At 71.9% G+C, this 19,267-nt stretch carries 15 protein-coding genes; 12 read left to right on the forward strand and 3 right to left on the reverse strand.

The annotated features are described in order from the left end of the window. Positions 1–3: 3 nt before the first annotated feature. From CG723_RS09790 to CG723_RS09815, 6 genes are read left to right on the forward strand one after another with little or no spacing between them, the layout of a single operon-like run. Positions 4–1,080, forward strand: coding sequence for an ABC transporter permease (locus CG723_RS09790; protein ID WP_100592886.1), 1,077 nt, complete (start codon positions 4–6; stop codon positions 1,078–1,080). Next, entirely contained in the window at positions 1,077–2,069 is a 993-nt protein-coding gene (locus CG723_RS09795; protein WP_100592887.1) for an ABC transporter permease, read from the forward strand. Before CG723_RS09790 ends, CG723_RS09795 begins: the two co-directional genes overlap by 4 nt. Further along, a complete protein-coding gene (locus tag CG723_RS09800; RefSeq protein WP_100592888.1) occupies positions 2,066–3,142 on the forward strand; it encodes an ABC transporter ATP-binding protein in 1,077 nt (358 codons plus the stop codon). The genes CG723_RS09795 and CG723_RS09800 overlap by 4 nt, the downstream gene beginning before the upstream one ends. Continuing rightward, positions 3,126–4,145: an ABC transporter ATP-binding protein gene (locus CG723_RS09805; RefSeq protein WP_100592889.1), complete on the forward strand. Its 1,020-nt coding sequence runs from the start codon at positions 3,126–3,128 to the stop codon at positions 4,143–4,145. Before CG723_RS09800 ends, CG723_RS09805 begins: the two co-directional genes overlap by 17 nt. Continuing rightward, positions 4,145–5,404: an alpha-L-fucosidase gene (locus tag CG723_RS09810; protein WP_100593783.1), complete on the forward strand. Its 1,260-nt coding sequence runs from the start codon at positions 4,145–4,147 to the stop codon at positions 5,402–5,404. The genes CG723_RS09805 and CG723_RS09810 overlap by 1 nt, the downstream gene beginning before the upstream one ends. A 49-nt stretch (positions 5,405–5,453) precedes the next feature. Then, a complete protein-coding gene (locus CG723_RS09815; RefSeq protein WP_100592890.1) occupies positions 5,454–7,838 on the forward strand; it encodes a beta-N-acetylglucosaminidase domain-containing protein in 2,385 nt (794 codons plus the stop codon). Position 7,839: 1 nt separating this feature from the next. Here the strand turns inward: CG723_RS09815 and CG723_RS09820 are convergent, their stop codons facing one another. Next, positions 7,840–10,821, reverse strand: a complete 2,982-nt coding sequence (locus tag CG723_RS09820) for an NACHT domain-containing protein (protein WP_100592891.1) — start codon at positions 10,819–10,821, stop codon at positions 7,840–7,842. A gap of 134 nt (positions 10,822–10,955) precedes the next feature. On the opposite strand from CG723_RS09820, the gene CG723_RS09825 reads away from it, so the two are divergent. Further along, the gene (locus CG723_RS09825) at positions 10,956–12,710 is read left to right on the forward strand and encodes a sensor histidine kinase (protein ID WP_199841711.1); all 1,755 of its coding nucleotides are present in this window, start codon (positions 10,956–10,958) and stop codon (positions 12,708–12,710) included. Further along, complete coding sequence (locus tag CG723_RS09830) at positions 12,707–13,345, forward strand: response regulator (protein ID WP_100593784.1); 639 nt, start codon at positions 12,707–12,709, stop codon at positions 13,343–13,345. The genes CG723_RS09825 and CG723_RS09830 overlap by 4 nt, the downstream gene beginning before the upstream one ends. A gap of 215 nt (positions 13,346–13,560) precedes the next feature. Here the strand turns inward: CG723_RS09830 and CG723_RS09835 are convergent, their stop codons facing one another. Further along, complete coding sequence (locus CG723_RS09835; RefSeq protein ID WP_100592893.1) at positions 13,561–14,673, reverse strand: cobalt-precorrin-5B (C(1))-methyltransferase; 1,113 nt, start codon at positions 14,671–14,673, stop codon at positions 13,561–13,563. A 17-nt stretch (positions 14,674–14,690) separates the two neighbouring features. Between CG723_RS09835 and CG723_RS09840 the strand changes: the two genes are divergently transcribed. Beyond that, a complete protein-coding gene (locus CG723_RS09840) occupies positions 14,691–15,434 on the forward strand; it encodes a cobalt-precorrin-6A reductase (protein WP_100592894.1) in 744 nt (247 codons plus the stop codon). Between the two features lie 96 nt (positions 15,435–15,530). Here the strand turns inward: CG723_RS09840 and CG723_RS09845 are convergent, their stop codons facing one another. Next, positions 15,531–16,172 (reverse strand): precorrin-8X methylmutase, encoded by a 642-nt coding sequence (locus CG723_RS09845; protein ID WP_100592895.1) that lies wholly within the window; start codon positions 16,170–16,172, stop codon positions 15,531–15,533. 99 nt (positions 16,173–16,271) lie between these two features. Here CG723_RS09845 and CG723_RS09850 point away from each other — a divergent pair, with 99 nt between their 5' ends. From CG723_RS09850 to CG723_RS09860, 3 genes are all read left to right on the forward strand, one after another. After that, the gene (locus CG723_RS09850; protein WP_100592896.1) at positions 16,272–17,459 is read left to right on the forward strand and encodes a thiolase family protein; all 1,188 of its coding nucleotides are present in this window, start codon (positions 16,272–16,274) and stop codon (positions 17,457–17,459) included. A gap of 31 nt (positions 17,460–17,490) precedes the next feature. After that, positions 17,491–17,649: a hypothetical protein gene (locus tag CG723_RS09855; RefSeq protein WP_199841713.1), complete on the forward strand. Its 159-nt coding sequence runs from the start codon at positions 17,491–17,493 to the stop codon at positions 17,647–17,649. 67 nt (positions 17,650–17,716) lie between these two features. After that, the gene (locus CG723_RS09860; protein ID WP_100592897.1) at positions 17,717–19,237 is read left to right on the forward strand and encodes a long-chain-fatty-acid--CoA ligase; all 1,521 of its coding nucleotides are present in this window, start codon (positions 17,717–17,719) and stop codon (positions 19,235–19,237) included. The last annotated feature ends 30 nt before the right edge of the window (positions 19,238–19,267 follow it).

The following is a 19,267-nucleotide window of genomic DNA, read 5'->3' on the forward strand; positions in this document are numbered from 1 at the left end:
GCCATGACCGTTCCCGCCCTCGGTTCGGTGGACGCCACCGCCGTCGAGCCCAGGCCCGGCCGCCGCCTCGTGAGCGCCAGGCTCGGCACCGCGCGCTACTTCCTGCGGCGACTGGGCTTCTACGCCGTGGCCGCCGCCCTGGCCATCACCCTCAACTTCCTCATCCCACGGCTGATGCCGGGCGACCCCGCCTCCGCCCTCATCGCGCAGATGCAGCAGAAGCAGACGCTCTCCGGCGACCAGGTGCACGCCATCTACCGGCTGTTCGGGACGCCGGGGGAGCCGCTCTGGGACCAGTACGTCACGTATCTGAACCAGGTCCTGCATTTCAACTTCGGTATATCCGTGGCCTATTACCCCACCCCCGTGTGGGAAGTGATCCGTACCGGGCTGCCCTGGACGGTCGGCCTGGTCGGCCTCACCTCCGTCCTGTCCTTCGTCCTCGGCACCGCCGCCGGCGTCGTGTCGGGCTCCCGCGTGGGGTCGCGTTTCGACTCGTTCATGACGCCGGCGTCCATGTTCATGGGGTCGCTGCCGTTCTTCTGGGTCGCCCTGATCCTCGTCCTCGTCTTCGGGGTGCAGCTCAGCTGGCTGCCGACCGGCGGCGGGTACGACGGCGACATGCTGCCCGGCTTCAACGGGCCGTTCCTGGCCAGCGTCCTGCAGCACGGCATCCTTCCGGCGCTCACGATGGTGATGGCATCGGTCGGGGGCTGGCTCGTCGGCATGCGGAACATGATGGTCACGACCGTCTCCGAGGACTATGTGCTGCTCGCGCGCGCCAAGGGACTGTCCAAGGCGCGCGTGATGTTCCAGTACGCCGCCCGCAACGCCGTCCTGCCGAGCGTCGCCGGGTTCGCGCTCACCATCGGGACCGTCGTCAGCGGGCAACTCCTCGTGGAGATCGTCTTCGCCTATCCGGGCGTCGGATACCTCCTCTACCAGGCGGTCTCCAGTGTCGACTACCCGCTGATGCAGGCCCTGTTCCTGATCGTCTCGCTCTCCGTCCTCGCCGCGAACTTCATCGCGGACTCCGTGTACGGGCTGATCGACCCGCGTGCGAGGGAGACCCGCTCATGAGTGCGTCGGTCCGCAGAAAGCGCAGCCTGCGCCGCCTGAAGCTGCCCCCGAACCCCAAGGTCCGCATCGGGATCGCGATCTTCGTCTTCTTCGCGCTCCTCGCCCTGCTCGGCCCGTTCGTCGTGCAGAACGTGATGGGTCTCTCGCCCAGCGACGTCGACACCGCGCAGGCCATGGAACTCCCCTCCGCGGAGCACCTGTTGGGTACCACCGCCACGGGCGAGGACGTCTTCGCGCAGCTCGTCGTCGGTAGCAGGATCTCGCTGCTCGTCGGGCTCGTGGCGGGCGTCATCACCACCACGCTCTCCGTCCTCGTCGGGGTCGCGGGGGGCTATCTCGGCGGGCGCGCAGACTCCTTCCTGACCGCCGCCACCAACGTCTGCCTCGTCATCCCCGGCATGCCGCTGCTGATCATCGTGGCGAGCTATGTGCAGGGGCGCGGCGGCTGGCTCACCGTGGCCCTGGTCATCGGGCTCACGGCCTGGCCGTGGGGCGCGCGGCAGAAGCGGGCGCAGACGCTGTCGCTCCGGCACCGGGACTTCGTGTCCGCGGCCGAGATGACGGGGGAGAGCAGGTGGGGCGTCATCACCCGCGAGCTGATCCCCTCGCTCGCGCCGATCATCTCCGTGAGCTTCCTGGGCGCGGTCGTCGGCTCGATGTTCGCGGACGCCGGCCTCTCCTTCATGGGGCTCGGCAACATCAACATCACGAGCTGGGGCTCGATGCTGTACTGGGCGCAGAACGCAGGTGCCCTGACCCGGGGGGCCTGGTGGTGGTTCGTGCCACCGGGCGCGTGCATCGCCCTGATCGGGGTCGCCGCGGGCCTGATCAACTTCGGAATCGACGAAATATCCAATCCCCGGCTCCGCAAACCCTCCAAGGAGGTCCGCGCCAGGGCCCGCGCCGCCCGTCTGCACGCGGCCGCCGGCGACTCCGCGGGCAAGGCCACGGCCGGGAAGCCCGCGCCCGTTCAGGAGGCCGCGTCATGAGCAGGAACGGCACGCCGCACTCATCGATCTCGAAGCAGGACACGGTCCGTCGAAGCGAGGACCGCATCCCCCTGCTCACCGTCCGTGGCCTCCACGTCGACTACTTCGACAAGGCGGACCCCGTACACGCCGTGAGCGGCGTCGACCTCGACCTGCTCCGAGGCGAAACCCTCGGCATCGTCGGGGAGAGCGGCTGCGGCAAGTCCACCCTCGTCACTGCCATCACCCGGCTCGAGCGGCCCCCGGCCGTCACGACCGCAGGCTCGGTCGTCTTCCACGGCCATGACGGCACCCAGAGCATCGACGTCCTCCGCCTGACCGAACGTCAACTGGCTGATCTGCGCTGGGAGAACATCGCGATCGTCTTCCAGAGTGCGATGAACGCCCTCAACCCCGTCCTGCGCCTGGGCAATCAGTTCGCCGACGTCCTCCGCCGCCACGGCCGCCTCTCCAAGCGGGAGGCCTGGGAGCGGGCAGGAGAACTGCTCGCCATGGTCGGCATCCCCGCCGACCGGCTGCGCTCGTACGCCCATGAGCTGTCAGGCGGCATGCGGCAGCGCGCCACGATCGCCCTGGCCCTCGCCTGCGAGCCCGACCTCGTCGTCATGGACGAGCCGACCACCGCCGTCGACGTGGTGATGCAACGCCAGATCCTGCGGCAAGTGGCCCGCCTCAAAAGGGAGTTGGGATTCTCCGTCGTGTTCATCACGCACGACCTGTCCCTGCTCATCGAGATCGCCGACCGGATCGCCGTGATGTACGCGGGCAAGGTCGTCGAGACCGGACCCGCACGGCGGCTCTACACCGACCCGCAGCACCCGTACACCGAGGCCCTGCGTGGCGCATTCCCGCCGCTGCACGGGCCGCGCCGCGAGATCACCGGTATCCCCGGCTCCCCGCCCGGACTGCGCACCCTGCCCGCGGGATGCGCCTTCCACCCGCGCTGCGCCCGCCGCTTCGAACCCTGCGACAAGGCGACCCCGCCGCTCCTCACCCTCGGCGCCGGTGAGGCCGCGTGCCATCTGCATCAGACCGTACGCGGCGAGGAGGACCACCATGCCCGCACCCGCTGAACCCGTCCTCGAAGCACGCGACGTCGTCAAGCGGTTCCCGCTGCACGGGCCCGGCGGGCACGGCAAGGAGGTGCACGCCGTCGAGCCGACCAGCCTCGCCCTGCACGCCGGCCGCATCACCGCACTCGTCGGCGAGAGCGGCAGCGGCAAGTCCACGCTCGCCCGCATGCTCGCCCTCGCCTACCCGCCCACCGAGGGCGAGATCCGCCTCGACGGCGCCCCCGTCAAGCAGGCCCGCACGGCCCGCGGTAAACGCGCGTACTACCGCCAGGTCCAGATGATCTTCCAGGACCCCTTCTCCTCGCTCAGCCCCGTGCACCGCCTGCGCTACATCCTCAGCCGCCCCCTCCAGCTGCATGGCCACGCCGCCGGGCGCGCGGAGCTCGAACGGCAGATCCTCGACCTCCTCAACCGCGTCAACCTCACCCCTGCCGACCAGTTCATCGACAAGTTCCCGCACGAGCTGTCCGGCGGCCAGCGCCAGCGCGTCGCCATCGCCCGCGCCCTGGCCGCCCGCCCCAAGGTCCTCCTCGGCGACGAGCCCGTCTCGATGCTCGACGTGTCGATCCGCCTCGACATCCTGAACCTCCTCGGCAGGCTCCGTGACGACGAGGGCCTCGCGATCCTCTACATCACCCACGACATCGCGGGTGCCCGCTACTTCGCCGACGAGATCAAGGTCCTGTACGCGGGCCAGCTAGTGGAGTCGGGACCCGCCGACACGGTCGTGGAGCAGCCCAGGCACCCGTACACCCGGCTCCTCCTGGAGTCCGCGCCCGACCCCGACCGCGACGGAGGGCTTCTCGACGAGCCCGAAGTCGTCGACGACGAGGAGACCCTCGGCGAACCACCGAGCCTCGTCGACCCGCCGGCGGGCTGCCGCTTCCACCCGCGCTGCCCGCTCGCGAAACCCGTGTGCGCCACGGCGTTCCCGCCGCGCACACATTTCGACGACGGACAGTGGGTGCACTGCTGGAGCTACGACGAGGAGAACTACCGATGATGCAGCCCTGGTTCACGGACGGAAAGCTCGGCATCTTCCTGCACTGGGGGATCTACAGCGTCGACGGAGTCGCCGAGTCCTGGTCCTTCTTCAACGGGCAGGTGCCGTACGACACCTACATGGCGCAGCTCGACGGGTTCGACGCCCAGAAGTGGGACCCGGACGCCTGGGCCGACCTGTTCGTCGAGGCGGGCGCCGCGTACGCGGTCCTCACCGCCAAGCACCACGACGGGGTCGCCCTGTGGGACACGCAGGCGAACGACCTGTCCGTCGTCAAGCGGACCCCCGCCGCCCGCGACCTCATCACCCCCTACGTGGACGCGCTGCGCCGCCGCGGTCTCAAGGTCGGCCTGTACTACTCGCACCTCGACTGGTCCCACCCGGACTACGCCACGGTCCGGCCGGACGGGCAGGACCCCGACGACCGCGGCAACCCGTACTCGATGCCCGCCGTCGATGACGAGTCACCCGAGCGCTGGGACGCCTTCCTCGCCTTCCACCGCGCCCAGGTCCGCGAGCTCCTCGGGCTCTTCCAGCCGGACCTGCTCTGGTTCGACGGCGAGTGGGAACGCAGCCCGGAACAGTGGCGCATGGTCGAACTCGCCGCACTCATAGCGGAGTTGAGTCCGCACACCGTCGTCAACGGACGCCTCACCGGACACGGCGACTACGCGACACCCGAACAGGGCGTGCCCGTCGAGCCGCCGAAGGGTCCCTGGGAGCTCTGCCTCACCGTCAACGACTCATGGGGCTTCCAACCGCAGGACGATCACCACAAGTCACCTCGTCAACTGGTCCGCGTCTTCGCCGAGACCGTCGGCGGAGGAGGCAACCTCCTGCTCGCCGTGGGCCCGAAGGCCGACGGCACGATCCCGCCCGTGCAGGCCGAGCGCCTCGAAGCGCTCGGCGAGTGGATCGCCGGACACCGGCCCGCCGTCCGCGACACCGTGCGCGGCCTGCCCCACGGCCACTTCTACGGCCCCTCCACCCTCTCCGCCGACCGCCGCACCCTCTACCTGTTCCTCTTCGACCGGCCCAACGAGTACGTCGTGCTGCGCGGCGTCCGCAACGCCGTTCGCTCGGCGCGGGTCCTCGGGTCCGGCACGGACGTCCGCCACGAGCGCGTCGGCGGCCTCGGCGAGGTGCCCGGCTGGGAGTACCTGTACGTCACCGACGACCAGCTCGACCCCCTGTGCACGGTCGTCTCCCTCGAACTCGACGGCGAACTCGACCTGTACCGCGAACACACCCGCGACTGACACCCCCGCACTCCACCCCCCTGACCCGATATCACGGAGGCAGAGCCCCATGACAGCCCGAAGAGCCCTGCACGCCTGTTCCGTCGCCACCCTGCTCGTCGCCGCGTCCGCCGCGGCCGTCCCGCCCGTATCGGCGCACGCGCCGGACCACCGCCTGCCCGTCGTCTCGCCGACCCCGCAGCACATGACCCGCGCCGGAGCCGACGTCGCCCTGCCGTCGCGCGCCGAACTCGTCGTCGGCGACACCACCGACAAGCCCGCCCGCGACCTCCTCACCGCCACCCTGCGCGCCCACGGAGTCCGCCACGTCGACGTCCGCACCAAGGCGTCGGGGCACGCGCCCCTGACCGTGCTCCTCGGGCCGGCCACCCGCCCCGACGTGGCAAAGGCCCTGCGCGGCACCGACGTCCCCACCCAGGACGAGGGCTACGCCGTGCGCGTCGCCGGACGGACCGTAGCGCTCGGCGGCACCGACGCGACCGGCCAGTTCTACGCGGCCCAGACATTCGGACAGCTCGTCACCAAGGGGAAGATCGCGGGGGCGTCCGTCTCCGACTTCCCGTCCATGCGGCTGCGCGGCTCCATCGAGGGCTTCTACGGACCGCCCTGGACGGAGGCGGAGCGACTGGACCAGATGGACTTCCTCGGCGAGGTCAAGTCCAACACCTATGTGTACGCGCCCAAGGACGACCCGTACCACCGCGACAAGTGGCGCGAGCCGTACCCGGCGGACAAGCTCGCCCAGCTCGGCACGCTCGTCGACCGGGCCCGCACCAACCACGTCCGCTTCACCTTCGCCGTCTCGCCGGGCGGCTCGGTCTGCTACTCGGACCCGGCCGACGTGAAGGCCCTCACCGCGAAGCTCCAGGCGCTCTACGACCTGGGCGTGCGCTCGTTCTCCGTGCCGCTCGACGACATCAGCTACACCAAGTGGAACTGCGACGCCGACCAACAGAAGTTCGGCGCCCCGGGGCGTGGCCCCGCCGCGAAGGCCCAGGTCGGTCTGCTCAACACCGTCCAGCAGGACTTCATCGCGACCCACGACGGCGCCAACCCGCTCCAGATGGTGCCCACCGAGTACGGCGACCTCACCGACACCGCGTACAAGCAGGAGATCCGCGGGAACCTCGACAAGAACATCGAGGTCATGTGGACCGGCACGGACGTCGTCCCGCGGGAGATCACCAACGACCAGGCGCAGAAGGCGTCCGAGCTGTTCGGGCGCAAGGTGTTCGTCTGGGACAACTACCCGGTCAACGACTTCGGCCGGACCTCGGGACGCCTCCTGCTCGCCCCCTACGACAAGCGTGAGCCCGGCCTCTCCGAGCACCTCAGCGGCCTCGTCTCCAACCCGATGAACCAGGAGGCGGCCAGCAAGCTCGCCGTCTTCACCATGTCCGACTTCTCGTGGAACGACCGCGGTTACGACCGCACCCGCTCCGCCCGTCAGTCCGCGCTGCACCTGGCCGGCGGGGACGCGCGCGTCGCCGACGCCGTACAGACCTTCGTCGACCTCAACCACATGGCACCGACGTTCGGCGCCGAGCCGTGGCAGCCGCAGTCGCCGATCCTCAGCGCGCAGCTCGAGAAGTTCTGGAAGGCGTACGCGAGCGACCCGACGGCCGCGATCCGCGCCTTCACGCCGACCGCGGCGAACATCGGGCGCATCCCGGCGGTCCTCCGCGCCGGCGTGCCCGACCAGCAGTTCCTGCACGACGCCGGGCCCTGGCTGGACTCCACCGCGCTGTGGGGCAAGGCCCTCGGGCACGGTCTCGCCGCGCTGAAGGCCATCGACGCCCATGACGCGGACAGGGCGGCCGGCGAGCGCGCCGCCATGGAGAAGGCGGCCGACGCCGCCTCGCACATCACCATCGACCCGGCCGAGCACCACCAGCCCGGACCCGTGAAGATCGCCGACCCGTTCCTCGGCGACTTCGTCAGCCAGGTCCAGGACCTGCACGACGCCTCGAAGGGCCTCGAGCCGCTGCGGCAGCTCGCCCTGAACAAGGACACGAAGCAGAGCTCGGACTACGCCTCGGACGGCGAGTTCCCGTACAGCGCGGCCAAGGCGGCCGACGGCGACCGCTTCAACTTCTCGACCACCAGCGGCAAGGAGGCACAGCCCTGGTGGCAGGTCGACCTCGGCTCCGTCGCCGACCTGGAGCGAGTCGACGTCTACAACCGCAGCGACTGCTGCGCGGACCGCACCAAGGACTACTACGTCCTGGTCTCCGACGAGCCCTTCACCGGCACCCTCGCCGACCAGCTGACCAAGCCCGGCGTGTGGTCCCACCACGAGACCGCGCAGGCCGGCGGCCCGACGGCGATCCCGGTGACGGCACACGGCCACTATGTGCGGGTGTGGCTGGCGAGCGAGAAGCCCGTCGAGCTGAACATGGCGGAGGTCGAGGTGTACGGCAGGGCGCGGAGCTGACCTACCGCGTGAACGAGTAGATCTCGCTCCGCAGGTCCGCCGGCAGCCGCGCGTTGTCCCGCGCCGCGGCGGTGGCCAGCAGCGCCGTGACGCGATGGACGTGGCTGCCCGGCAGGTCCTCCATGCCGCGCAGCACCCGGCGGTACGTCAACTCCAGCTCGGCGTCGGTCAGTTCCACGCCGCCGCTGAGCAGGAGGTGCAGCAGGTCGTGCGCGAGCGAGGTGGCCGGCTCCCCTTCCGTGGCCACGAACGTGGTCACGGAAGGGCCAAGCCACGCGAACACCGGGTCCATGACGTGCCGCACGAGGGAGTCGTTCGTCCCGCCGGACACCTCCATCTTGTGCCAGATCTCGTCCCAGTAGGGCCGGGACCAGCCGGGCCCGCCGTGACCCCGCGGGTAGCGGTAGAGCCAGTTCGCGTCGACCGGGTCCGGCGGCGCGGGCGCGCCGTGCCGCGGCGCGACGTCGAGCGTGCGACGGCCGTCGGCGTCCCAGGACCGGTGCAGGGTCATCGACAGCGCGAAGTCCGTCCACTGCTCCTCGTTGAGCGCCGAACGCCACAACAGGGCGTGCCGGTGCCAGGCACTGACCGGGTTCGCCGAGCCGGGGAACAGCTCGGCGGCCGTGGTGCCGCCCGTCAGCAGCAGGATGACCAGGACGAGATTGGCGCCGTAGAGGCCGTGCCGTGACGCGACCCTCAGCGTCGCGGGCCGGTAGGCGGGGTGCTGGTCACCGGTGCGGGTCTCGTGCTGGTCGAGTACGCGGATCAGCACGCGGCTGAGCCTGTCCCGCTCGGCCGAATCCATCCGCGCCGCCATCGCTCCGGCGAACCGCAGCATCTGGCGCCCGGACAGGGGCGCGTACGAGAGCAGGGCGTACGCCAGGTCGTCGTCCACGCGCTGATCGCCGAGGGCGAGGGCGGGCCGGTTCTGCACGAGCGCGCTCAGTACGTGCAGCGCGAGCCGCACCGCCAGATACTCGCCGAACGTGGCGTGCAGGAACTCGTACGTCGCGAGGACCCGGCCGTCGCGCACCGACTGGGCGCGCTGCACGAAGTAGAACCGGCCGAGCGCGACCTCGGCCGCGCCGAGCGGCGTGCGGAACCCGGAGGCCCCGGGGGAGGAGCGGCCCAGGAGCGCGGCCAGATCCTCTTCGAGCTCGGCCGCCGAGACCCACTGACGGCGCCGGTTGAGCAGGGCGAACGCGACCAGGGACAGGCGCTGCATCTCCAGCTCGGCGCGCTCGCGCAGGAGGTCGTCGGGCACGGCGTCCCCGCTCGTCTTGCCGACCTCACGGCGCGCGAAGGAGAACAGGAGCTCCTCGTACAGATCGGCCTCGTCCAGCGGCTCGCCGCCGTCGCGCTGCAGGCCGTTGCCCGCCACGTCGTACAGGGCCAGCATCGTCAGGAGCAGCGGCTGCGCCGCGAGCGCCGCGTGCCGCGACACCACCTCCCACGACAGCGGGCGCAGGCTCCTCGCCGCGAACCCGGCCGCGTTGGCGTCGTTCCACACCGCGAGCCACTGCTGGATCTGCGCGGCGCGGAACGGCTCGAGGCGCAGCGCCACCATGCCGTCCGGGTAGCGCGCGCGGTCGGCGACGGACGTGCGGCTGGTCACCAGGGCCAGCAGGGGACGGCCCTGTTCCGACTCGCGCTCCTGGAAGCGGGCCACCCGGACCAGGAAGTCGTTGTGGTGCACCCCGGTCGTCTGCAGCAGCTCGTCGAACCCGTCGAGCAGGAGCACCGGGACGGCGCCACCGGCCGAGCGGACCAGATCGGGCCACGTGACGCGCTCGCCGGTCGCGGCCCGCACCGCCTGCTCGATCTGCTCCTGGAGGTCGTCCTCGGCGCGTACGTCGCGCAGCGGCACCCGCACCGGCAGGAATCCGGCCGCGGGGAGCCGCGCCGCGAGCACCCGCGTCAGGACGGACTTGCCCGCGCCGGGCTGCCCGAGCACCAGCAGGGGAGTCCGCTCCTGTCCCGCCGAGGTCAGCGCCCCGGCGAGATACCGGGTCAGGTCCTCGCGCACCGGGGCCCGTTCCCACCATGCCTCGTCGGCCGGCCCGTGCTGCCCGGCCACCGGCCGCACCCGGAAGTCCGGGTCCAGATACATCTCCTCCAGGGCCGGTACGCGGATGCCGTCGGGCGCCGACGCCGCGTCCAGCACCGGACGGGAGAGCGCTGCCTCGTGGGAGCGGGCCAGGGCGGCCGCGACATCCACGGGCGGCCGCGCGTGCGACGCCGTACCGGCCAGCAGCGCCTCGATCCCCGCGAGGGCCCGCCGGACACCGGCCCGCGTCGCCCGGTGTTCGGTCAACGTGGCCCAGAACCCGAACTCGGGTGCCTGCTGGGCGAGTTGGGCGTACAGACTGTCATAGTGGACACACGCCGCACCCGGCAGCGCACCCGTCAGGGCCCGCTCCGCCGCATCCCGCCCCGCCGGTGTGAGCGTGTCCCACACCGCGAGGCCCGCCACGAACCGCACAAAGCGCCGGGACAGGGCCGTGTACCAGTCGCGGAGCTCCCGCGCCACGTCCTCCGGCGCGAGGTGCGGCGCAGGGAACGGCGCGTCCACCGCGGTGAGGGCCCGCGCGAAACCGGCGTCCGGTTCCCCGGCCCCGACCAGGGACAACTGCTCGCCACGGGTCATGCGCACCGCGTCGAGGGAGAACGGAAGGTCCTGCTCCGCGAGCGCCTCGAACCAGCCGAGGACCACGACGACCGTGTGTGCGGCCCGCAGCACCTCGCCCCGCTCGACCCGCCCGTCCGCCGCCCCGAGCCGCGCCCCGACCCCGCGCACCGCGTCCCGGCCGAGCCCCAGGATCCGGCCCCGCGCGTCCGCGATACGGAGGATTCCGTCGCTCACGCCGCCCGTCGCCACGGCCAGCACCCCGCCGAGCGACCGGTCGAGCGCCGCGAGGCGCGGCGGATCGGCGCCGAGCAGCACCAACGCGTCCGACAACGACAGCAGCCTGCGCGAACCCACCCGAACCCCCCATGGATCATGTGCGGACGGCCGCCACTCTGCCAGGACACGAGGTCGGGGTCCATCGAGCACGGTGCGTAAGCTGTGCGACACCGAGTGCGCGCCGTTCCTCCAAATGGCTTACCGTGTGGGCCGTGGACAGTCAGGGGAAGCGTGCGGTTCGGCTGCGCCTGACCGGGGCCGCGGCGCTCGCCGCCGTATCGGGTGCGGCGGGCTCGTGGGCGTATCTGCGGGCCGGTGGGTCCGCGGGCGACGTGGTGCGAGACCTCTCCGTGGGCTGGGCGTACGCGGCCGCGGGGATCATGGCCTGGCGGCGCAGGCCCGCCAACCGGACCGGCCTTCTGATGATCGCCGAGGGCGTCACCTGGTTCCTCGGGAACCTCCAAGGCACCTCCGTACCCGCCCTGTTCGCGTTCGGCGCCTGGTGGGAGGCGCTGAACATGGCGATCCTCCTGCACCTCATCCTCTGCTTCCCCGAGGGCCGCCTCACGACGGTCCTGACACGGCGTCTGGTCCAGTTCGCGTACGGGCTCGTCGCGGTCGGCGGCCTGCTGCGCACGCTCCTGTTCGACCCGGCACAGGCCATCGGCGCGACATATCTCGACTGCGTGGGCTGCGGTCCGAACGCCCTGTTCATTCCCGGCACCCACGACCTCTTCGGCCCCGTCGACACCGTGTACCACGCGCTCGGCTGGGTCATCTCCGCCGGCGCCGCGGTGGCCGTGGTGCAGCGCTGGCGGCACGCCTCGGCCGCCCGCAGGCAGGCGCTGCTCCCGGCCTGGATCGGCATCGCCGTCGCCGTCGTGTTCCTGATGTGGGACATGCTCTTCTACGTCGTGCCGTGGTTCGGCCACGTCGGCGACACCGGTGAGCAGGCCGTCTATCTGCTGTCCGACCTCGCGCAGGTCGCCGTGCCGTTCGCGTTTCTCGCCGGCCTGCTGCGCATGCACCTCCAGCGCGCCGAGGTCAGCGGCCTCGTCATCGAGGTCGGCACCGACCCCGACCCGGCCCGGCTGCGCGAGGCGCTGGCCCGCGTCCTGGGCGACCCGACGCTGAGGCTCGGCCTGTGGCGGGAGGAGCGGGGCGCCTACGTCGACGGCTCCGGGCGTGAGGTGACGGTGGACGGCCCCGGCCGCACCCCCGTCGGCGCGGCGGACGGCCGGCCACTCGCACTCCTGCACCACGACCCCGCGCTCATGGACGACCCGGAACTCCTCGCGTCGGTGGCCGCCGCGCTGCGCCTCGCCCTGGAGAACGTGTGGCTGCGCTCCCGCGCCAGGGACGTGAGCACGCGGATAGTGGAGGCGGCCGACTCCGAACGCAAGCGCCTGGAGCGGGATCTGCACGACGGGGCACAGGCCAGGCTGGTCTTCGCGCTGATGGCGCTGCGACGTGTCGAGCGCGGCCTCGCCGACCATCCCGACGCCGCCCTGCGCGCATCCGTGACCGAGGCGGAGTCCAGCCTCAGGCTCGCCATCGAGGAGCTGCGCGGCCTCGCCCACGGTCTGCACCCGGCGGTCCTCACGCGCGAGGGCCTCGGCCCCGCGCTGACGGCGCTGGCCAGGGAAGCGACCCTGCCGGTGGTCGTCGCGGCCGAACCCCGGCGCTACGACGCGGTCGTCGAGTCGACCGCATACTTCACGGTGTGCGAGGCCCTGTCCAACGCGGCCAAGCACGCCGGTGCCCGCGCCGTCAGCGTCTCCGCGACGCACCACGACGGCCGGCTCGTCATCGAGACCGTCGACGACGGAGTCGGGGGAGCGGACAGCGCGCGCGGCAGTGGCCTGCGCGGCCTCGCGGACCGGCTCGCCGCCGTCGACGGAGTGTTGCATGTACACAGTCCCGCCGGTGGCGGGACCAGAATCAGGGCGGAGCTTCCGTGCGGGTGATCGTTGCCGAGGACTCGGCGCTGCTGCGGCAGGGGATCGTACGACTGCTGTCGGACGAGGGGTTCGAGGTGTCAGCGGAGTGCTCCGACACGGGGCCGCTCCTCGCGCTCGTCGCCGAGCACCGTCCGGATGCCGTGCTCCTCGACATCCGCATGCCGCCGACGCACACCGACGAGGGTCTGATCGCGGCGGCCGCGATCCGCGCGGCGCACCCCGGCACGGGCGTGCTGCTGCTGTCCCAGTACGTCGAGACGACCGACACCGTCAGGGCCCTGGCGGAGCAGCCCGAGGGCTTCGGCTATCTCCTCAAGGAACGCGTCGCCGACATCGACGAACTCGGCGGAGCGCTCAAGCGCGTGGCGTCCGGCGAGACGGTCCTCGACCCGCTCGTCGTGGCCAAGCTCATGAACACCCCCCGCCCCAGGAGCCCTCTCGACGACCTCACCGGCAGAGAGCGGGATGTGCTGGCCCTGATGGCCGAGGGCCACTCGAACGAGGCGATAGCCCAGCGTCTCGTCATCGGCGGAAAAACGGTGGAGACGCACGTACGGAACATCTTCGGCAAGCTGCGCCTGGAACAGGATCTGCTCGAACACCGGCGCGTGCGCGCGGTACTGACCTACCTGCGCGCCTGACCCCGCCCGTGCGCGCGGAGTGAAGAGGTCCCGGCTGACCGCTCCGAAGGCGACGTCGTCCCCCGATTTGCCCCCGTGGCTCCCCCGTACGTCGACTGCGGAGCGGTGCCGGTGAACTCAACTCTAGGCAGCGCGCGGGCCCGGGACATCAGGGCCAGCCCTGAGATCCGGAGTAGTTGCTACCGGAACCGGGCCACGGGGGACGAAGTCCGTGTTCAGCAGGGTGCGCAGCGCCCGACCACCGCACCCGCTCGGTCGATGCAGAGTACATCGACCTGGACGGGAGCGCCCCGCAACACGCGCAGAGCCTCGTCGCGGGCGGTCGCGGCCACCAGGTCGCCGAGCGGCGGCCACAACTGGAGTGCGGCGAGGCCCGTGTTGGCGTCCGCCACCGCCGCCGCCACCTCCGCGCCCGCGCCCGCCTCGGCCGCGAGCCCGGCCAGGAACGACTTGTCGACCTGCGAGCGCGCCGAATGCAGATCAAGATGCCCGGCCGCGAGCTTCGACAGCTTGGCGAACCCGCCGCAGACCGTGAGCCGGTCGACGGGATGCCGGCGCACGTACTTGAGGACGGCGCCAGCGAAGTCACCCATGTCGAGGAGCGCGTCCTCGGGCAGTCCGTACTCGGCGACCACGGTCTTCTCGGACGTCGACCCGGTGCAGCCCGCCACATGCGTGCGCCCGGCGGCCCGCGCCACGTCCACACCGCGCCGGATCGAGTCGATCCACGCGGAGCACGAGTACGGCACCACGATGCCCGTCGTCCCCAGGACGGACAGCCCGCCGAGTATCCCGAGCCGCGGGTTCCAGGTCGACCGGGCTATCTCCTCGCCGTGATCGACGGACACGGTGATCTCGACGTCACCGCTCCCGCCGTGGCGCTCGGCGACGGCCGCGACGTGGTCCCGCATCATCTGCCGCGGCACGGGGTTGATCGCCGGTTCCCCGACGGCGAGGGGCAGCCCGGGGCGGGTCACGGTGCCGACGCCCGGGCCCGCCCGGAACGCGACACCGGCCCCGGCGGGCAGCAGCCGCACCGACGCCCGCACGAGCGCACCGTGCGTGACGTCCGGGTCGTCGCCCGCGTCCTTCACGATGGCCGCCATGGCGTGCTCACGGGTCAGCTCCTCGGCCGCCAGCGCGAACGCGGGCGTCTGCCCCTTCGGCAGCGTGATCGTCACCGGGTCCGGGAAGTCGCCGGTCAGAAGCGCGGTGTACGCGGCCGTGGCCGCGCCCGTCGCACAGGCTCCGGTCGTCCAGCCGGGCCGCAGCCCGGTGTGCTTGAGTTGGGCGCCGCGTCCGCCCTTGGCCCCGCCCGCCTCACTCATGAAGGGATTCCGCACCCGTGCACGTACTGATCCTCGGCGGCACGACCGAGGCCCGCCGCCTCGCGGAGGCCCTGACCACCGGCCACCCCGGGTGGCGCGTGACGAGCTCGCTGGCCGGCCGGGTCGACCGTCCCCTGCTGCCCGCGGGCGAGGTGCGGACCGGCGGTTTCGGGGGAGCCGATGGCCTGGCCCGCGCGCTGCGCGAGCTCCAGGTGGACGCGCTCATCGACGCCACCCATCCTTTCGCCGGGACGATCAGTTTCCACGCGGCACAGGCGGCCGCCACGGCCCATGTTCCCCTGCTGGCACTGCGCCGCCCCGGCTGGGTCCCCGCTCCGGGCGACGACTGGCACGGTGTCGCTTCGCTGGAGGAGGCGGCGAGGCGTCTGCCGACGCTGGGCCGACGCGCGTTCCTGACGGTCGGCCGGCTGGGCCTCTCGGCCTTTGCGGGCGTCCGTGACGTGTTCTGCGTCGTGCGCTCCGTGGATGCTCCTGAGCCGCCTCTGCCGCTCCGGTCGGAGGTGCTGCTCGCCCGTGGGCCGTTCACGGTGGAGGGCGAGCGGGCGGTACTGCGGGAGTACGGCATCGATGTGCTCGTGACGAAGGACAGCGGGGGAGAGGCGACGGCCCCGAAGCTTGTCGCAGCGCGAGAGGCGCGGATCCCGGTCCTGGTAGTACGACGGCCGGACGTGCCGGCGGGAGTGACAGACGTGGGATCGGTGGCGGAGGCGGTGGAGTGGGCGGGGGCTGTCCAGCGCTGAGCGCCCGGCACAATCCAGCCTGTCCGCCGTTTGAGGACGAGCCCGGAGGGCGGCAGTGGGGGCCGGGGGCGCAGTCCCCGGGGTGTGAGCCCGAACCTATTCCACCGCACAAGCAACAGCGTTGACCGCCGCGGCGGCCATCGCACTGCCGCCCCGTCGCCCCCGCACCACCAAATACTCCAGCCCCAATTCCCCCGCATGCTCCACCAGCGCGTCCTTCGACTCGACCGCCCCCACGAACCCGACCGGAACCCCGATCACCGCGGCGGGCGGCGCCGCCCCCTCCCGCACCAGTTCCAGGAGCCGGAAGAGGGCCGTGGGCGCATTGCCCACAGCGACAACGGCCCCGCCCATCCGCTCCCGCCACAGTTCCAGCGCCGCAGCGGAGCGCGTCGTGCCGAGCCGCTCGGCGAGCGCAGGAACCGACGGGTCGGACAGCGTGCACACCACGTCGTTGTCCGCGGGCAGACGCTTGCGGGTGATCCCGCTGGCCACCATGGACACGTCGCACAGGACGGGTGCGCCCCCGCGCAGCGCCTCACGGGCGCGGACCGCGACGTCGGGCGAGTACGCGAGGTCGCCCGCCAGGTCGACCATCCCGCACGCGTGGATCATCCGGACCGCGACCTGGGCCACCTCCGCGGGCAGCCCGCCGAGATCGGCCTCGGCGCGGATCGTGGCGAAGGACCGGCGGTAGATCTCCGCCCCGGACTTCTCGTACTCGAACGCAGTGCTCACGGCGGGAGCCTATCCAGCGGTGCGCACTTCACAGGGTGCGGGGCCCGGGTCTATAGTCCAAAACTAGCAGTGCTAATTAACTTTCCCCAGGAGCCGCACGTGCGTCCCGTCCACTTCGCCGCCGCCCGCCGCACCCCGATCGGAAAGCTGCGCGGGTCCCTGTCCACCGTGCGCCCGGACGACCTCGCGGCCGGTGTCATCCGCGGCCTGCTCGCCGGTGTGCCTGAGCTCGACCCGGCCCGGATCGACGACGTCTACTGGGGCGCGGCGAACCAGGCCGGCGAGGACAACCGGAACATCGCGCGCATGGCCGCCCTCCTCGCGGGCCTGCCCGAGTCCGTACCCGGCGCGACCGTGAACCGGCTGTGCGCCTCCGGACTCGAAGCCGTCACCACCGCCGCCCGGACCATCGCCTCCGGCGAGGCCGACGTCGTCCTCGCGGGCGGCTCCGAGTCCATGAGCCGCGCCCCCTTCGTGCTTCAGCGCCCCGACGAGGCGCTCCCGCACAAGATGGAGACGTACGACACACGCCTGGGCTGGCGACTGGTCAACCCGAAGATGAAGGAGCTGCACGGCGTCCTCGCCATGGGGGAGACCGCCGAGGAGGTCGCCGAGCGCTACGACGTCCCACGTGAGCGCCAGGACGCCTTTGCGCTGCGCAGCCACCACAACGCCGCCGAGGCCCGCAAGAACGGCCTCTTCGACGCCGAGATCCTCCCCGTCACGCGCCCGGACGGCGTCGTCGTCGACCAGGACGAGTGCATCCGCCCCGACACGTCCCTGGAGAAGCTGGGCACGCTCAAGCCGGTCTTCCGCAAGGGTGGCACCGTGACCGCGGGCAACGCCTCGCCCATGAACGACGGCGCCGCGGGCCTGCTCCTGGTCAGCGAGGAGGCCCTGCACGACCTGGGCCTCGAATCCCTCGGCCGTTACGTGGCAGGAGCCTCAGCCGGAGTGCACCCCGACGTCATGGGCATCGGCCCCGTGCCCGCCACGCAGAAGGCGCTCGCCCGCGTCGGCTGGTCTGTCGCCGACATCCAGGAGGCGGAGTTCAACGAGGCGTTCGCTGCCCAGGCCCTCGCCTGCGTCGACGCGCTCGGCATCGACCCCGAGCTGGTGAACCCCACCGGCGGCGCCATCGCGCTCGGCCACCCGCTCGGCTGCTCCGGCGCCCGCATCCTCACCACCCTTCTCCACCGCATGCGACGCACCGGCGGCTCGCGCGGCCTCGCCACCATGTGCATCGGCGTCGGCCAGGGCTCGGCCGTCCTTGTCGAGCGCTCCTGAACTCCCGCACAACGTAAGGAGCTCGAAGAAGATGAGCAGCAGGTTCACCGGCCGCGTGGCCGTCGTCGACCTCACGGCCGAGCGCGCCGAGACCACCGTCGAGGCGATCCGCGCCAAGGGCGGACAGGCATCCGCGTACGGCTGGGACGTCACCGCTCAGGACGCCGTCGAGGCGACCTTCGCGCGCTGACCCATCGCTGAGCTGTACCTGGTCCAGAGCCGCACCAGAAGTCAGTACCGAACGGAGCACCACCCTCATGGCAACCCTGTCCCTCGCCGCGATCCTCGCCGAGTCCGCCCGCCGCCGTCCCGACAAGGCCGGGCTCGTCCAGGGCGACCTGCGCATCACCTTCAAGGAGCTGTGGCTCCAGGCCCGCAAGCAGGCCGCCGCGCTCATCGGACTCGGGGTGCGGCCGGGGGACAAGGTGGCGCTGATGGCGCCCAACGTGGCCGAGTTCCCGCGCGCGTACTACGCGGCGCTCGCCGCGGGCGCCGTCGTCGTCCCCGTACACCTGCTCCTTTCCGCCGGAGAGGTCGAGCACGTCCTGCGCGACAGCGGCGCCACGCTGCTCCTGTGCCACCCGGGTCAGGCGAAGACCGGCGGGGCGGCGGCCGAGGCGACCGGCGTGCGCATGCTGACCCTCGGCGAGGGCGGCGACCTGGAGCGGCTCACGCACGACGCCGAGCCCCTGCCCACGTACCTCACCCGCGACGCGGACGACCCGGCCGTCGTCTTCTACACCAGCGGCACCACCGGCGTCCCCAAGGGTGCCGTCCTCAGCCACTTCAACCTGGTGATGAACGCGACGGTCAGCGCCTTCGACGGCCACGACGTGCGCTCCGACGACATCGCGCTCGGCGCGCTGCCGCTCTTCCACGCCTTCGGGCAGACCGTCTCCATGAACGCGACGTGGCGCGCCGGCGCCACCCTCGTCCTGCTCCCGCGCTTCGACGCGGCCAAGGCCATCGACCTGATGGTCGCCGAGGGCGTGAACACCTTCCACGGCGTACCCACCATGTACGTGAACCTGGTGGCCGCGGCGGCAGCGGCCGAGAAGCTCCCCACCCTCAAGGTCTGCGTCTCCGGCGGCGCATCGCTCCCCGTCGCCGTCCTGGAGCGCTTCCAGGAGGCCTTCGGCGCCACGGTCTACGAGGGTTACGGGCTCTCCGAGACCTCCCCGGCCGCCGCCACCAACCAGCCGGTCTTCGGCGCGCGCCCGGGCACGATCGGGCACCCCATGTGGGGCATCGACGTGGAGATCGCCCGCGCCGAGGTCGAGGACCGCGTGGAGCTGCTCCCCGAGGGCGAGCTCGGCGAGGTCGTCGTGCGCGGCCACTGTGTCTTCACCGGATACCTGGGGCGCCCCGAGGCCACCGCGGAGGCACTCGTCGACGGCTGGTTCCGCACGGGTGACCTCGGCACCAAGGACGAGGACGGCTATCTGCGCATCGTCGACCGCAAGAAGGACGTCATCATCCGCGGCGGCTACAACGTGTACCCGCGCGAGGTCGAGGAGGTCCTGATGCGCCACCCCGCCGTCGCCCAGGTCGCCGTCATCGGCCTGCCCGACCCCGTGCACGGCGAGGAGGTCTGCGCCGTGATCATCCGCAAGGAGACCGACGGGATCGCGGCCGGCGCCGACGAGATCACCGAGTGGTCCAAGGAGCACCTGGGCCGCCACAAGTACCCCCGCCGCATCGAGTTCGCCGACGAGCTGCCGCTCGGCCCGAGCATGAAGGTCCTCAAGCGGGAACTGCGCGCCCAGTACACCGACTGACCCCGGGAGCACGCGCAGGGGGGCGGCGTC

The sequence above is a fragment of the Streptomyces sp. CB01635 genome (genome assembly GCF_002803065.1).
In the GTDB taxonomy this organism is placed as follows: domain Bacteria; phylum Actinomycetota; class Actinomycetes; order Streptomycetales; family Streptomycetaceae; genus Streptomyces.